Source organism: Arthrobacter sp. SAFR-179 (assembly GCF_059414945.1).
In genome coordinates this window covers 268971-284920 of the sequence record NZ_JBPFDM010000003.1, presented here as the reverse complement: position 1 = coordinate 284920, position 15950 = coordinate 268971, and the positions used below count along the sequence as shown (strand labels likewise).

12 protein-coding genes and 1 tRNA gene are annotated in these 15950 nt (G+C 66.6%); 10 read left to right on the top strand and 3 right to left on the bottom strand.

All coding sequences use genetic code 11. The features are described from left to right. Nucleotides 1-29 precede the first annotated feature (29 nt). On the top strand, nt 30-1859 hold the full coding sequence (locus ACR65K_RS08160; protein WP_440152170.1) for an ABC-F family ATP-binding cassette domain-containing protein: 1830 nt from the start codon (nt 30-32) through the stop codon (nt 1857-1859). A gap of 381 nt (nt 1860-2240) precedes the next feature. Here the strand turns inward: ACR65K_RS08160 and ACR65K_RS08155 are convergent, their stop codons facing one another. Next, nucleotides 2241-2867, bottom strand: a complete 627-nt coding sequence (locus ACR65K_RS08155; protein WP_440152168.1) for a TetR/AcrR family transcriptional regulator — start codon at nt 2865-2867, stop codon at nt 2241-2243. 133 nt (nt 2868-3000) lie between these two features. Between ACR65K_RS08155 and ACR65K_RS08150 the strand changes: the two genes are divergently transcribed. The 9 genes from ACR65K_RS08150 to sufU all read left to right on the top strand — a co-directional run bounded on the left by ACR65K_RS08150 (nt 3001) and on the right by sufU (nt 15113). Next, nucleotides 3001-3072 (top strand) — tRNA-Gln (locus ACR65K_RS08150). A gap of 101 nt (nt 3073-3173) precedes the next feature. After that, complete coding sequence (gene glmU / locus ACR65K_RS08145; RefSeq protein ID WP_440152167.1) at nt 3174-4652, top strand: bifunctional UDP-N-acetylglucosamine diphosphorylase/glucosamine-1-phosphate N-acetyltransferase GlmU; 1479 nt, start codon at nt 3174-3176, stop codon at nt 4650-4652. Nucleotides 4653-4654: 2 nt separating this feature from the next. Continuing rightward, on the top strand, nt 4655-5635 hold the full coding sequence (locus ACR65K_RS08140) for a ribose-phosphate diphosphokinase (RefSeq protein ID WP_056332285.1): 981 nt from the start codon (nt 4655-4657) through the stop codon (nt 5633-5635). Between the two features lie 269 nt (nt 5636-5904). After that, nucleotides 5905-6522, top strand: coding sequence for a 50S ribosomal protein L25/general stress protein Ctc (locus ACR65K_RS08135; RefSeq protein ID WP_440152165.1), 618 nt, complete (start codon nt 5905-5907; stop codon nt 6520-6522). A 106-nt stretch (nt 6523-6628) separates the two neighbouring features. Next, on the top strand, nt 6629-7234 hold the full coding sequence (gene pth / locus ACR65K_RS08130; protein WP_440152163.1) for an aminoacyl-tRNA hydrolase: 606 nt from the start codon (nt 6629-6631) through the stop codon (nt 7232-7234). A 109-nt stretch (nt 7235-7343) separates the two neighbouring features. After that, the gene (locus tag ACR65K_RS08125; protein ID WP_440152162.1) at nt 7344-10079 is read left to right on the top strand and encodes a helix-turn-helix transcriptional regulator; all 2736 of its coding nucleotides are present in this window, start codon (nt 7344-7346) and stop codon (nt 10077-10079) included. A 106-nt stretch (nt 10080-10185) separates the two neighbouring features. Then, entirely contained in the window at nt 10186-12723 is a 2538-nt protein-coding gene (locus tag ACR65K_RS08120; protein ID WP_440152317.1) for a LuxR C-terminal-related transcriptional regulator, read from the top strand. 591 nt (nt 12724-13314) lie between these two features. Beyond that, the gene (locus ACR65K_RS08115) at nt 13315-14640 is read left to right on the top strand and encodes a SufS family cysteine desulfurase (protein WP_440152160.1); all 1326 of its coding nucleotides are present in this window, start codon (nt 13315-13317) and stop codon (nt 14638-14640) included. 23 nt (nt 14641-14663) lie between these two features. Further along, nucleotides 14664-15113: a Fe-S cluster assembly sulfur transfer protein SufU gene (gene sufU / locus ACR65K_RS08110; RefSeq protein ID WP_056332273.1), complete on the top strand. Its 450-nt coding sequence runs from the start codon at nt 14664-14666 to the stop codon at nt 15111-15113. A 95-nt stretch (nt 15114-15208) separates the two neighbouring features. Here the strand turns inward: sufU and ACR65K_RS08105 are convergent, their stop codons facing one another. Further along, nucleotides 15209-15430 (bottom strand): SCO4848 family membrane protein, encoded by a 222-nt coding sequence (locus tag ACR65K_RS08105; RefSeq protein ID WP_440152158.1) that lies wholly within the window; start codon nt 15428-15430, stop codon nt 15209-15211. Nucleotides 15431-15433: 3 nt separating this feature from the next. Then, a complete protein-coding gene (locus ACR65K_RS08100; RefSeq protein ID WP_056332268.1) occupies nt 15434-15931 on the bottom strand; it encodes a DUF2505 domain-containing protein in 498 nt (165 codons plus the stop codon). Nucleotides 15932-15950 lie beyond the last annotated feature (19 nt).

The window sequence follows — 15950 nt, the reverse complement described above, 5'->3', positions numbered from 1 at the left end:
TACAGTCCGGCAGCAGAAAGCAGTTCCCTTTGGCACACCTTCTTGGCGGCGAGAACCTCACGGTTTCCTACGCAACCCGCAGCGTCCTGGACGGCATCACCCTGGGACTGGAGGAGGGGGACCGGATCGGCATGGTGGGCCGCAACGGTGACGGCAAGTCCACCCTGATGCGGCTGCTGGCCCTGCGCTCCACCCCGGATTCCGGCCGGGTCACCAAACGCGGCGACGTGAACGTGGGATACCTGGACCAAAGCGACGTGCTCGACGGCGACCTCACAGTGGGTGCCGCCATCGTGGGGGACCAGGCCGACTACGAATGGGCGCGCAACCCGCAGATCCGCGAAATCATGGGCGGCCTGGTGTCCGACGTCGACTGGCACGCCAACGTCCACGCCCTCTCCGGCGGCCAGAAGAGGCGCGTGGCCCTCGCCAAGCTGCTGATTGAGGACCACGACGTCATCATGCTGGATGAGCCCACCAACCACCTCGACGTCGAGGGTGTGGCCTGGCTTGCCCGGCACCTGAAGACGCGCTGGCGCGCCAACCAGGGCGCCTTCCTGGTGGTCACCCACGACCGCTGGTTCCTGGACGAAGTCTGCACCAAGACCTGGGAGGTGCACGACGGGATCGTGGACCCGTTCGAAGGCGGCTACGCGGCGTACGTCCTGGCCCGCGCGGAACGCGACCGGATGGCGTCCGTGGTGGAAGGCAAGCGCCAGCAGCTGGTCAAGAAGGAGCTCGCCTGGCTGCGCCGGGGCGCTCCGGCCCGTACTGCCAAGCCGAAGTTCCGGATCGAGGCTGCCAACGCGCTCATCGCTGACGTTCCCGCTCCGCGTGACTCCATGGCCCTGAGCAGGATGGCCACGGCGCGCCAGGGCAAGGATGTGCTGGACCTCGAGCACGTATCCCTCAACTTCCAGGGCAGCGACGACGGCCGGAAGCTTTTCGACAACATCACCCTTCGCCTGGCCCCGGGGGAGCGCCTGGGCCTGGTGGGCGTCAACGGCGCCGGCAAGACCACCCTCCTGAAGCTGCTCAACGGCGAGATCACGCCCGACGCCGGCAAGCTGAAGCGGGGAAAGACGGTGGTCACCGCCGTCCTCACCCAGGAAGTCAAGGAGCTCGACGACGTCGCCGACCTGCGCGTCATTGAGGTGATTGAGCGGGAAAAGCGTTCCTTCAACGTCGGCGGCAAGGAATTCAGCGCCGGCCAGTTGGTGGAGCAGCTTGGCTTCACCAACGAGAAGCAGTGGACGCCGGTCAGGGACCTGTCCGGCGGTGAACGGCGCCGCCTGCAGCTCCTGCGGCTCCTGGTGGGTGAACCCAACGTGCTGATGCTTGATGAGCCCACAAACGACCTGGACACCGACACCCTCGCCGCCGTCGAGGACGTACTGGACGGCTGGCCCGGCACGCTGGTGGTGGTCAGCCACGACCGCTACCTGCTCGAACGCGTCACCGACCACCAGATGGCGCTGCTGGGCGACGGGAAGCTTCGCGGACTGCCCGGCGGCGTTGACCAGTACCTTGAACTGCGCGAAGCCGCCCTGGCCGGTTCCACCGTGACCGGCGGCGGAAACCCGGCCACCAGCGGTGGCCAAGGCCAGCAGCCGGCCGGCGGGACCGGACCATCCGAAGCCGAGAAGCGGGACGCCCGCAAGGCCCTCAACAGGATTGAGCGGCAGCTCAAGAAGCTCGACCAACAGGAAAAAAAGCTCCACGACGACATGGTCAAGAGCACGGAGCAGTCCGACTTCGACGCCCTCGCCGAACAGAACAGGCAGCTCAAGGACCTGGCCGACGAAAAGGACACCCTGGAACTGGAGTGGCTGGAGTCCTCCGAACTCCTGGGCGACTGAGGCACCTTGGTTGGGTCCGGAACCGGCCCTTCGACGTCGCTTAGACACAACGTGTAGAGGGCTTTCCGGTCGCTGGGCGACCTTCAAGCCCTGACACGTCGCGATGCGCGACTTTCCGAAGGCCCGCCTCCGGAAAGTCGCGCCGGCTTCCAGCGTGGCCGCCGATCTGAACGGGAGGTCCGGCACGAGCGGCGCAGGAGACCTTCGCGTAGGAGCGCATCGCGAGCCATCGGGTCCATAAGGTCGCCCAGCGACCGTTGGGCCCCTATGGCGTCGTAAGCGTCGTCCCGAGGGCCCCGAGGCGAGCTTGCGAGCCTTGGGAAGGGACCTAGGCGCTAAGCGACGGCGAAGGGCCAGTGCGCCGCGGACGGAACCAGGCAGTTACCCCTCAGACTGCAGCTCCGGGTCCTTCTTCAGGCCGGTCAGGCCGTTCCAGGCCAGGTTGACCAGGTGCGCGGCCACGGTGTGCTTGTCCGGCTGGCGGCTGTCCTGCCACCACTGGCCGGTCATGGCCACCATGCCCACGAGCATTTGGGCGTACATGGCGCCGTCCTCGCCGCTGAGGCCGCGGCGGGAGAACTCCTCGGAGAGGATGTGTTCCACGCGGGCGGTGACGTGGGAGAGCAGGGTGGAGAAGGCGCCCTCCGGCTGGGACGGGGGAGCGTCGCGCATCAGGATCCGGAAGCCCTCGGTGCGTTCCTCGATATAGGTGAGCAGGGCCAGCGCGGCGCGTTCGACGAGGACGCGGGGTTTGGCTTCCTCGGTGAGCGCCGCGGTGATCGCATCCAGGAGGATGTGGAATTCACAGTCCACCACTTCGGTGTACAGGCCTTCCTTTGAACCGAAGTGTTCGTAGATGACCGGCTTGGACACTCCGGCGCAGGCAGCGATTTCCTCGATGGTGGTCCCGTCCAGGCCGCGGACGGCGAAAAGGCCGCGCCCGACGTCGATCAGCTGGCGTCGGCGCTGCAGGCCCGTCATCCGCATCCGTGGAAGGTGGTTGCTCACCTTCCCATCATGCCCCACTGCCGCCGGCGGGATTCCGCCGGGCCGGCAGGAACGGAATGGCCCGTGTCGCGCGGCGGCCTGAACCCATGGCAAAATAGGGACTTGTGCCCGGGCCTCAAGTCCTTCGGCACGGTCCGCTCTGGTGTAACGGCAGCACCCCGGCCTTTGGAGCCGTGGAGTATAGGTTCGAATCCTATGGGCGGAACTGCTGCGCAAAAGCGATCATGAGGATGGCATCCGGTGCCCGGCGGGCTGACCGCCGGACGCCGCACAGCGTGAGCACAATCAAGCAAGGAGAGCCCGTACGTGATCCCCGAGAATACCGGCCCGGCCGCTGTAATCGTTCTGGCAGCAGGCGCCGGTACCCGGATGAAGTCGCGGACACCGAAAATCCTCCACGAAATCGGCGGCCTGTCCATGGTGGGCCACGCACTCCGGGCCGCCCGCAGCATCAACCCGCAGCGGCTGGCCATTGTGGTGCGGCACGAACGCGACCTGGTGGAAAGCCATGTCGCCGCCCTGGATCCGCAGGCAGTGATCGTGGACCAGGACGACATCCCCGGGACCGGCCGGGCCGTGGAGGCCGCGCTCCAGGCACTGCACGCCGAACAGGACCTGGCGGGCACCGTCGTGGTCACCTACGGCGACGTGCCCCTGCTCTCCGGGGAACTGCTCACCGAACTCGTGGCCACCCACGAACGAGACGGCAACGCCGTGACAGTCCTCACGGCAGTCCTTGACGACGCCACCGGCTACGGCCGGATCCTGCGCGGCGACGACGGCTCCGTTACCGGCATCCGTGAACACAAGGACGCCACCGAGGCCGAGCGGCTGATCCGGGAGGTCAACTCCGGAATCTACGCCTTTGACGCCGCAGTGCTCCGCGAGGCGCTGGGCAAGGTCACCACCGACAACGCGCAGGGTGAGAAGTACCTCACGGACGTGCTGGGACTGGCCCGCGAGTCAGGCGGCCGGGTGGCTGCCGTGGTCACCGCCGACCGCTGGCAGGTGGAGGGTGCCAACGACCGCGTGCAGCTTGCCGCCCTCGGCGCCGAGCTGAACCGGCGCACCGTGGAAGCGTGGATGCGGGCCGGCGTCACCGTCGTCGATCCCGCAACCACCTGGATCGATTCCTCCGTCACCCTGGACGAGGACGTCCGCCTCCTGCCCAACACCCAGCTGCACGGCGCCACCTCCGTGGCCAGGGACGCCGTCGTGGGCCCTGACACCACCCTGACCGACGTCACCGTGGGTGAGGGCGCCACGGTGATCCGCACCCACGGTTCCGGCTCCGTGATCGGCCCGCGCGCCGCCGTCGGCCCCTTCACGTACCTTCGCCCCGGCACGGTGCTGGGTGAAAAGGGGAAAATCGGCGCCTTCTATGAAACCAAGAACGTCACTATCGGCCGCGGTTCCAAGCTGTCCCACCTGGGCTATGCCGGCGACGCCGAAATCGGCGAGGACACCAACATTGGCTGTGGAAACATCACAGCCAATTACGACGGCGAGAAGAAGCACCGCACGGTCATCGGCTCGGGCGTCCGTACAGGCTCCAACACCGTCTTTGTTGCCCCGGTCACCGTGGGGGACGGCGCCTACAGCGGCGCCGGCGCGGTGATCCGCAAGGACGTACCGGCAGGCGCGCTGGCGCTGAGCGTTGCCGCCCAGCGCAACGCCGAAGGATGGGTCCCCGCGCACCGGCCGGGAACCCGCTCCGCCGAACTGGCCCAGGCGGCCACCAAAGACTCCTCAAGTACCCCGGCATCTACAGAAGAGGGCAAGTAACAATGAGTGAAATTACGGCGCACGGCGAGAAGAAGCTGGTGCTCGCCACTGGGCGGGCCCATCCTGAGCTTGCCCGGGAAATCGCCAAGGAACTCGGCACTGACCTCCTTCCCGTTGATGCCTACGACTTCGCCAACGGCGAGATCTATGTCCGGGCCGGCGAGAGCGTGCGCGGCACCGACGCCTTCGTGATCCAGGCGCACCCCGCACCGCTGAACAACCACCTCATGGAACAGCTGATCATGATCGATTCGCTGAAGCGGGCCTCCGCCAAGCGCATCACCGTGGTTTCGCCGTTCTACCCCTACGCCCGCCAGGACAAGAAGGGCCGCGGCCGCGAGCCCATCTCCGCCCGCCTGGTGGCGGACCTCTACAAAACTGCCGGTGCGGACCGAATCATGAGCGTGGACCTGCACACCTCCCAGATCCAGGGTTTCTTCGACGGGCCGGTGGATCATCTGATGGCCATCCCGCTCCTGGCGGACTACATCCGTACCCGCGTTGATGCCGAGAACATCACCGTGGTGTCCCCGGACACCGGCCGCGTCCGGGTGGCAGAGCAGTGGGCTGAGCGGCTGGGCGGCGCGCCCCTCGCTTTCGTCCACAAGAGCCGCGACCTCACTGTCCCCAACCAGGCTGTCTCCAAGACCGTGGTGGGCCAGATCGAGGGACGCACCTGCGTGCTGATTGACGACATGATCGATACCGGCGGAACCATCTCCGGCGCCGTCACGGTCCTGAAGAACGCCGGCGCCAAGGATGTCATCATCGCCGCAACGCACGCCGTCTTCTCGGATCCGGCCGCGCGCCGTCTCTCCGAGTCCGGCGCACGCGAAGTAGTGGTCACCAACACCCTGCCGCTGAATTCCTCGCAGCAGTTCCCGCAGCTGACGGTCCTTTCGATCGCACCGCTGATTGCCAGGGCCATCCGCGAAGTGTTCGACGACGGCTCCGTCACCAGCCTCTTCGACGGCAAGGCCTAAGCACCACACCCGGACGGGTCCTGCTCCCGGCGGCTGCCGCCCAGCCGCTGTGGGGCAGGACCCGTTTTCAGTATTCCGTTCCGGCGCTGGTAAGATTGTCAGCGATACCTTGGCGAGGGAGGGCACAGCCTCCGTTATCGACTGGGTCTGAACAGTCCTTCAGCTGAAGGACTGCCTTCTTGAAGGGCCGCCATCCGGCGCCCGGCGTTGAAGGTCACACCAGACCTCCGCCCTTGCTGAACACCGTTTAGTCTTTCAAGGAGATATCCATGTCTGAGCAGAAGCTCGCAGCAGAACTGCGCACCGAATTCGGCAAGGGCTACGCCCGCCGCGCCCGGATGAACAACCAGATCCCCGCCGTCATCTACGGCCACGGCGCAGAGCCCATCCACGTCACCCTGCCGGCGAAGGCCACCACCCTGGCCGTCCGCACCGCCAACGCCCTGCTGTCCCTGGACATCAACGGTGAAGGCCACCTGGCCCTGGTCAAGGACGTCCAGCGCGATCCCGTAAAGCAGATCATCGAGCACATCGACCTCCTGACCGTCCGCCAGGGCGAGAAGGTCACGGTTGACGTTCCGGTCCACGTTGAAGGCGACACCGCTCCCGGCACCGTTCACAACCTGGAACTGACCGTTGTATCCCTCGAGGCTGAGGCAACGCACCTGCCCGAGTCCGTCGTCGTCAGCATCGAAGGCCGTGGCGCCGGCGAGCACATCCACGCCTCCGACCTGGTCCTGCCCAAGGGTTCCGCTCTCCTGACCGACGCAGAGGCTCTCGTGGTGAACATCTCCGAGGCCACCGCTACGGAGGAAGAGACCGAAGCTGCAGAGGCAGCAGAGGCAGCAGAGGAAGCTCCCGCAGCCGAAGAAGCAGCAGCCGAGTAATTACCCGGCAGTTCCTGACAGTGGCCGGACCCCAAGGGTCCGGCCACTGCCATGTCCGCAGGCAGGGCTTCATGTCCGCCAAGACCGCCCCCATAGGATTGACTCCATGACAGATACCTGGCTGATCGTCGGACTCGGCAACCCAGGCGCACAGTACCAAGGCAACCGGCACAACGTGGGCCAGATGGTGCTCGATGAACTTGCCGGCCGTGTTGGGGCCGGGTTCAAGACCCACAAGGCCCGTGCCCAGGTCCTCGAAGGCCGGCTGGGCATCGGTGGTCCGCGGGTGGTGCTGGCAAAGCCGATGAGCTACATGAATGTCTCCGGCGGCCCGGTCTCCGCCCTGGCCAATTTCTACGGAATCACTGCGGACCACGTGGTGGCCGTCCACGATGAGATCGACATCCCGTTCAATACAGTCAAGCTCAAGCTCGGTGGCGGCGAGGGCGGCCACAACGGGTTGCGGGACATCTCCAAGGCCCTGGGCACCAAAGACTACCTGAGGGTCCGGGTAGGGGTGGGAAGGCCGCCCGGCAGGATGGACACCGCTGACTACGTGCTTCGTGATTTCGGCACTGCGGAACTGAAGGAATTGCCCTTCCTGCTGGACGATGCAGCCGATGCCGTCGAGCTCCTGCTGCGTGACGGGCTGACTGCCGCCCAGCAGAGGTTCCACCCGGCCAAGTCGGGATCACAACAGCCGGAATCGTAAAAGTTCCCTTTGACCCTATTTCCTTGTCAGTGCCACGGGGTACTCTTCTTCCTATGCGGGGGAGCAATGGGGCTACATCCCGCTATTGCAGGATGTAGGGGAAAAGTTCATGTCAATCGAGCCACTCAGCTGGGGACGTGGGTCAACACCTCAGGGTGACCTGCTGCCCACGTCAACCTCCGCGGCGCCGGAGGGCCAGCAATGGTCCATGCCTGCACGCAGCGCCAACCTCGACGCCGTCCGCACCGCCCTGACCAGCGAGGACTCCCTGGGAGCCGTCATCACCGGTGCCAGGGGTGTGGGTAAGTCCTCCCTTGCGCGCGCGGCTGTGGCAGACCTGGGTCCCGACGTCTGGTCCCTGCAGCTCCGGAGCGGCCCCTCCGGTTCCAATACCCCGTACGGCTGCCTGTCGTTCCTGCTGGCCCGGCTGCCGCAGGCCTACATGGGCTCGCCCACAGCCATTCTGCGTGGCATCACCTCGCTTATCCGCAGTGACGCCGCGGGCCGGCCCTGCGTCATTACCCTGGACACCTCCGCCTGTATCGACGACATGAGCGCCGGGGTGCTGTTGAATGTCCTGTTGACTGGTACGGCGAAGATCATCGCCGTCGCTCCGAACGCCAGCGACCTGCCTGCGGACTTCCATTGGCTGCTGACGGAGCGGAAGCTGACGGAGGTGAGGCTCAACAACCTCAACGAGCTGCAAACCCGGCAGGTCCTGCTGTCATTGCTGGGGCACCGTGTCGCTTCCTCCCTGGTCACCACCTACCACCAGATGGTGGGCGGAAACCCGCTGCTGCTCAAAGCCCTGGTCACCGAACAGCAGCTCTCCGGGAACCTTGTCCTGTCAGATTCGGTGTGGACGCTGCGGGACAAGGTGGTGCTCGACGGCGCTGCCAGCCTTGACGACATCGTCCGCTCGCGCTGGTCGCGGGAGACACCCGCGACGCGGGACGTCATCGAAATGCTTTCCTGTGCCCGGCGGGTGGAACTGGCCGGCCTCACCGCGATATACGGCGCGGATGTGGTTGCGGACATGGAGGACGGCGGCCTGCTGGAGATTGACGACTCCGAGCACCGCTGGGTGTCGCTGCGGGAGAAATACATCGGAGACGTCGTCAGGACCTGGCTGAGCATCTCCCGGCGCCGGGAGCTGCGCAGTATGTTGCTGGGCGGCCAGGAGCCGGATCCGGCGGCCATGACCGTGGAAGAGCTCATGTCTTTCGCCGCCTGGACCCATGAGTGCGAGGCCGAACTGAGTCCGGCGCTGGCGCTCGCAGCCGCCCAGGCCGCAGTCCAGCTCTTCGACCCCCGCTTCGCCCTGACCTACGCCGAGATGGTTCAGCGGACCGACGCCGGGTGGGCACCGGCGCAACGGCAAAAGGCTGCGGCGTACCTTCAGCTGGACATGCCGGACCAGGCCCTTTCTGCCTTGGATGCCATTTCCCGGCCTGAACTCGAAGCCCTTGAACCCCAGGAGTACGCGGAGGTGGTCGCCGCCAAGGCGCGGGTCATGCTCTGCATTCCGGACCAGGCGGGCAAGGTCCGGGAACTGCTCGCCGCGGCGCGCGAACGGCTTGAGGCTGCGGACAACAACTCTTCCTGGCCTGAACCCGCAGCGGTTGCGGCAAACCGTATCTCCTTGAGTGAGTTCGAATACCAGGCCCATGCGGGCGATTACGAGGCCATGATCCCGGCACTCGAGCGGGCGGCCGATCCGTCCGCCAACCCCGACACCGGGTTCCGGCTCCAGTCCGCAGTCATCCTGATGAGCGCACTCGCCCTGACCGGGCGCGAGATGGATGCGCTGGGGCTCATGCGAAAGCTCGGTGGCCAGCTCACCGACGCCTCGCACGTTGTGGGCCTCCGCGAACGCTATGCCAGGGAGGCTTACTTCGTCGCGCTGATCACTGGCCAGTGGCGGCGCTGCATCGACCTCCTCAGCCCCTTCAGCACGGGGCAGACCCACCGGCTTCCATACCGCAGCGCCGCCACCGAACTCGCGGCCGGCGTGGCCTTTGTCTTCTCCGGCCGCGGTGAGGCAGCCCTGGAGCCTTTGATCTCCGCTGCCGCCCAGCTTGAGTTGCAGCCAGTCCAGGCCGCGCTGCGGACCGCCTACGCCGCCACGGCTTTGGCTTACGCCCAGACCGGCAATGCCGCACCCGCCCGCAAGTACCTGGCCAAACTGCAGAGGACACCCGGCAGGGCAGGGTTCGCCACGGAGAGCATCATCGATTTTTGTTCGCTCGTGGCCGGGCGCTGGCTGGGCGATTCGGAGGCAGTGGCAGCCCTGAAGCAAGGGGCCCGCCGGAACCTTGAGGCGGGCAGGCATACGGTTGCCGGCATCTACCTGCTGGCGGCAACCGTGAATGGCAGCGACGCGGACTTCCGCCTCCTCGAGGAGATCGCCGGCCACCGGCAGGGTCCGCTGGCGGAAGTTTCGCGGTTGATCGCCGTCGGCAGCAGGACAAAGGATGCCAAAACCCTCCTTGCCGGCGGTGAAATCGCAGCAACGCTCGAACTCGATGCCGTTGAGGCCCGGTGCATGGCGCTGGCGGTGGACTTTGCGCGGCAGGCCGGGGACGCGCTTTCGGCGAGGACGGCGCAGGCGCGGCTGGACATCCTGGCCGCAACTGTCGCCAACCTTCCCATCGTTCCCAGCAGCGGGAGCCCGCTGCTGACCAGCCGGGAACGGCAGATCGCCCGGATGGCCGGCCGCGGCGTCTCCAACCGTGACATCGCCATGGAGATGGGTGTTTCCGTGCGCACGGTGGAAGGCCACCTGTATCAGGTCTTCACCAAGCTTGGCGTGACTTCAAGGGGTGATCTGACTGGACTCGTCTAATGGCCACAAGCCGGCCACTGCGCACCGGCTCCTTACCGGACGGAGGGAGCCGGTGGACCGCATCTGCACCATGGTCCGCAATGGAACCCACCGGGCCGTTTTCATCATGGCCGGCCCGGGCATTGGAAAGTCGGCCGTCACTGATGCCGTGACCGAGCGCCTTGCCGGCAACATGAAAATACTGCGCATCCACGCCAGTTCGGCCCTGGCCGGGGTGCCGTTCGGGGTCCTGACCCCCTACACGGGGGAACTCACTGCCGAGGAGTCCGTCTCGCCCGTCGCGGTGCTGCGTTCCATGTGGTCATACTTCGAGAAGCTCAAGGCCGGCCACGGGGGAGCGGTCCTGCTGGCAGTGGACGATGCCCACCACCTGGATGACGCTTCCGCAGGGGTGCTGGCTGAAGTGATATCCGCCGGGTGGGCAACAGTGGTTGCCGCCGCCAGGCCACGGCCGGGCCTGCCGCAGCCGCTGGACCAACTCTGGTATGACGGCCTGGCAGAACGCGTGGACCTCCGGCCCCTCAACCGGGAACAGATTGAAGAGGTCCTGGCCCACGTCCTTGACGGGACCGTGCCCGCAGCAACAGTGGACTCCATATGGAACGCATCAAGCGGCAACCCCCGGATCCTGGACGCCCTGCTGCACGACGCCGCTGAAGCCGGCGTCCTCGCCAAGCGCAACGGAATCTGGATGCTGCTGGGCCAACTGCCCGCGGACGGGGCCCGGCTGGCAGGCGTGGTTGCCAAAGACCATCTCCGCCGCCGCACTGAGGAGCAGGAAGCCCTGAAACTCATCGCCCTTGCCGGACCTGTCGGCAGGAAGGTCATCGAAGACATCAGCGGGGCGGCAGTGGTCCGGTCCCTGCTGGACCAGCAGATCATCGTCGAAGCGCCCGGCATCCCCGCCGAGCTTTCCATCTGGAACGGGCTCTTTGCCGGCGCCATCAGGAACACCGTGTCGGTATCCCGCAGCCTCCAGTTGCTGGAGAAGGTCAAGGCCCGCCAGGACCCCACCCAGTTGCAGGGGGAGGGCCGGTTGCGGGCCGTGGAGTGGGCCCTGGAGTGCGGCGTCAGGGTCAGTGACGACGAGATGCTGGCAGCGGCCAAAGAGGCCCTGTTGAGGTTCCGCAACCACAGCGCACGTTCCATTGCGGCCCGGATCCAGGATCCCGCCATGGTTCCGCTGGCCCAGGCCATCCAGGCGCGGGCGCTGTATAACGAGGGTGCGTACCAGGAAGCCGCTGCCCTCCTTGACGAATGCTGGCTCCCGCTCGCTGACGACCCCCAGGGACCGGCCGTCCTGCTGCTCCGCGTCTGGGCCCATCAGGCCAGCGGCCATCCCCTGGGGATGACCGCAGAGGACGTGGAACAGCACGCGCCGCTTTCCGGACCCGGCGACACGAGCTGGCAGGAGGGACTCCTGCGCCTGCTGCACCTTGGTGCGGAGGTGAACTTCCAGGCTCTGAACAATGAAGTGGACGCGATGCGGAAGCAGAACCCGGCAGAAGCCGGGGAGCCCCTCCGCGCCCTGGCCGAGGGTCTCCTGGCCCATGCCCTCGTCTCGGCGGGGCGCCCCGTCCAGGGATTGGAGGCCGCATTGCTGGCAGCCTCTGAACTTCCCCCGCTCGAAGGGAGCCTGTTCTTCTTTCCCGAGTTTGTCCTGGGACGGCTCGTGTCCGACTACCTCGCAATGGGTGAATGGGAGTCCGCGGAGCGGGAGATCAACCATTACGCCGCCGGACACGCAGCCGGCGCCGCCACGTTCAACGGCAGCCTGCAACTGCTGCGGGGATACTCGCTGCTGCGGCAGGGCCGGATGGAACGCGCCTATCAGGTCCTGCTGCCCGCCGTGGAGGCGCTCCGGCTCAACGATCCCTTGCAGCTGTATCGTTTCGGCACCGCGCTTGGCTTCTACGCTGCAGCCAGGCTAGGCGACACCGAGCAGGCACAGCGCCTGGAACAGGATCACAAGGACGCCGACGCCGGCTGGCCGGCGCACGATCTCCTTGCCGAAGCCTACATGGCAGCGGCCGCCGAATACCTGATTCGTGACGGCAAGGGCCTGGCCGCGCTGCAGACGCTGATGACCACCACCGAGGCCTCCGCCAGGACAGGGAACTTCCTTGAAATCCTGACCATGTGCTGGGACCTTGGGGACCCCTCCGTGATTCCCCTGGTGCAGTCCACAGCGCGTGGCGTGGAAGGCCGCTGGGCAGAGGCATTGCTCACCCTGGCCACCGCCTGGGAACATGCCGACGGCGACACCCTGATGGCTACGGCTGCCTCGCTGGAGGAGGCAGGCTTCGTCAACCTCGCCCGTGAAGCCTACGCCCGTGCCAGCACCATCCTGGAACAGGCCGGGGAACGCCGCCGCTCACGGCAGGCCGTTGCCCAGCGCGAAAAGTGCGACCACGAACTGGGGGAGCGGTTCCGTGAAGGACGCTTCATCGCCGCGGCGCCCACAGTGCGGCTTACCAGGCGGGAACAGGACATCGTCGAGCTGGCAGTGCAGGGCCTGACCGACCGCGAGATCGCGCAGCGGCTCATGGTCTCCGTCCGCACCGTGGAAGGCCACCTGTACCGCACCTACGTCAAGCTCGGGGTCCGCAGCCGCGATGAGCTGGAAGCGGCCCTGCCAAAGTAGTCCCTGGCCGTCGAGCGCCTCTGCCGCAACCCTGTGCCATCACGCTGCTGTGCCGCCGCGCTGCCGTGCCTGCGTGCTGCTGTGCCGCCGCACCGCTGCCCGCTAACCTGCCGATGGACCGTTGGTCGGAACGTGCCGCCGATGGCTGCCCGGCGCGCCTGGTGACTGCCCCGGGAAACCCACCGCCGGGCCGCCGTCGGGCCATATGGGTCCATACGCCACGGCGGATGGTGTCCGGGAGAACCTACCCCCGTAGTGCGCCTGCCGGGATTCGAGTACACCCTACTCGTGTACGGAAGGGCCCCACGGGATGTACTTAAGGAGGCAAAGCAAAGCGGCGGAACGGAAGCCGCGGAGCAGCCACACAAGACATTGAGGCCCTCTCAACTTCCGGTCCCCAGGGACCGGGTCAAGACGGGGCCGGCGACGTCAGAGTCTTCTGAGACCGAGACTCTCCCCCCAGCCGTCGCCGGCCCTCTGCTCCCTCGGCTGAAGCCCGGGGCAGCGGTGGCGGCCGCCCCTCCCGGGCGGCCGCCACAGCCGTGTGTGGGACAATTGGGTGTCAGACATTGGCAGCCCAAGGAGTTCGTTTTGGTCGTAGTATCAACGCCAGCCACACTGGAACGTGCCGTACCTGTCATGGATAACGCCGAGGTGCTGCGCATCCGCAATGACTTCCCGGTCCTCAACCAGCTGGTGAACGGACAACCGCTGGTGTACCTCGATTCCGGGGCCACGTCGCAGAACCCCGTCAGCGTCATCGAAGCCGAGCAGGAATTCTACGAGCAGCGCAACGCTGCCGTGCACCGGGGCGCCCACCACCTTGCCGTGGAGGCCACCGAAGTCTTCGAAGATGCCCGGCAGACCATAGCGGACTTCATCGGTGCCGATTACGAGGAAACCATCTGGACCTCGAACGCCACGGAGGGACTGAATCTCCTTTCCTACGCGCTGTCCAATGCCGGGCTCTGGGCTGCGCAGGGCCGTGGCGACCAGCGGCTCGGGGAACTGGCACTGGGGCCGGGGGATGAGATCGTGGTGACCGAAATGGAGCACCATGCCAACCTGATTCCATGGCAGGAACTGGCCTTCCGCACCGGCGCCACGCTCCGCTACATCCCGATCGGGGACGACGGCAACCTCCGGATGGACCAGGCCGGCGGGATTATTGGCCCGCGCACCAAGGTCCTTGCCTTCACGCATGCTTCCAACGTCCTGGGAATCATCAACCCGGTAAAGGAGCTGGCAGCCCTCGGCCACGCAGCCGGCGCCCTGGTTGTCCTGGACGCCTGCCAGTCAGCGCCACACCTGCCCTTGAACGTCAAGGCACTCGACGTGGACTTTGCGGTCTTCTCCGGCCACAAGATGCTCGCCCCCACGGGAATTGGCGTGCTGTACGGGCGGCAGGAGCTTCTGGACATCCTCCCGCCGTTCCTGACCGGCGGGTCGATGATCACCACCGTCACCATGGAACGGGCCGAATACCTGCCGGCACCCCAGCGCTTCGAGGCCGGCACCCAGCGCATCTCCCAGGCAGTGGCCCTCGCGGCCGCAGCGAACTACCTGACCGAAACCGGGCTGGACCGGATCCATGCCTGGGAAGCCGGACTGGGCCAGCGCATGGTGGCGGGGCTGGAGTCCATCCCCGGCATCCGTGTCCTGGGTCCGGCAGCCGGAAAGGAACGGATCGGCCTTGCCGCGTTCGACGTCGAAGGCGTCCACGCCCATGACGTGGGGCAGTTCCTGGATTCCCGGGGCATCGCAGTGCGCGTGGGACATCACTGCGCCCAGCCGCTGCACCGCCGGCTTGGACTGACCGCCACCACCCGGGCCAGCGCCTACCTCTACAACACCACGGACGACGTGGACCGCTTCCTTGAAGCCGTAGCCGGCGTCCGTGCCTACTTCCGCGCCTAGCGGAAACGACGAAAGTTGAGATCATGAGCCTTGACCAGCTGTACCAGCAGATCATCCTGGACCATTCCAAGGCCCGCCACGGCAGCGGGCTCGCCGCTACGGAAGCGCCGCAGGGCACCTCCACCGGGCAGTCGCACCAGCTGAACCCGGTATGCGGGGACGAAGTCACCCTCCGGCTTGCCGTCCAGGACGGGAAAGTGGCGCAGGTTGCCTGGGACGGCGCCGGCTGCTCCATCTCCATGGCCTCCGCGTCCGTCCTCAGCGACCTCGCCGAAGGCATGACCGTGGCCGAGCTGCATGACGTCATCGACAGCTTCCGCGAAGTCCTTCGCTCACGCGGCAAGGTCCACGCCGATCCTGAGCTGCTGGGCGATGCCGCAGCCTTCGAAGGGGTTGCCCGCTACGCCGCCAGGGTCAAGTGCGCCATGATTTCCTGGGTGGCTGCCGAGGACGCCCTAAACCAGGCGGCCTAAGCCAAACCGAAAACAGCCCGGACGTTCTTCCAAGAGGAAGAACGTCCGGGCTGTTGCTTGAGCCGGGCAGGCCTGGTTCCGCCCTGAAGACCGGTTCAGCCCAGCAGGCCGAGGACGCCGATCACTGCCGTGGCGAGTCCGAGCACCATGGAGATGCTCACCAGCACCACATGCACGGTCAGGAACCGGGTGGCCTTGCCTGCCGCGTCGCGGGCCCGCGGATCCTTCACCACGCGGCGCAGGAACTGCGGCCAGACCACCAGCGACCAGACGCCGGCAAGGATCAGGACCAGCGCGGCGAGGACGGGGAGCTGCATGGGCTAGTGGCTTTCCAGCCAGGCCTGCGCCTGTGCGGCCTGCAGGTTCAGTGCCTTGGCCACCATGGGTTCGGCGGCGTCGGCGATCTTGCCGCCCAGGAACGGGACAGAGGACTTGACGGCGCCCTCAAGCTCCACCCGGGTTCCACCGGCATCAGCCACTAGGCGCTGGACGGCGGTGACATCCACGGGCGCGCCGGCGATCTTCAGTGAAATGTTGCTTTGGCGGGAGCCGTCGGCTGCCGGGGCTTCCCAGTTTTCCACCTGGGTCACCTTGAGGTGCTCACCCACGAATTTCCGGGCGATCTCGGGCAGGCGGGTGGTGGGAAGGGTGCGCACGGAGGTGGCGTTGAAAGCCCCTGCAGTGTCGCCGTCCACCGTGAATGACTCCAGGGTGCCGCCCACCAGCTGGCTGACGTGGCGCTGGAAGTCTTCATTCACCAGCACTGCGGCAACGCTGTCAACGGGGTGCGGAAGGGAAGTGGTTGCGCTCAGCGCCATGGGTCCTCCTGGGACGTGG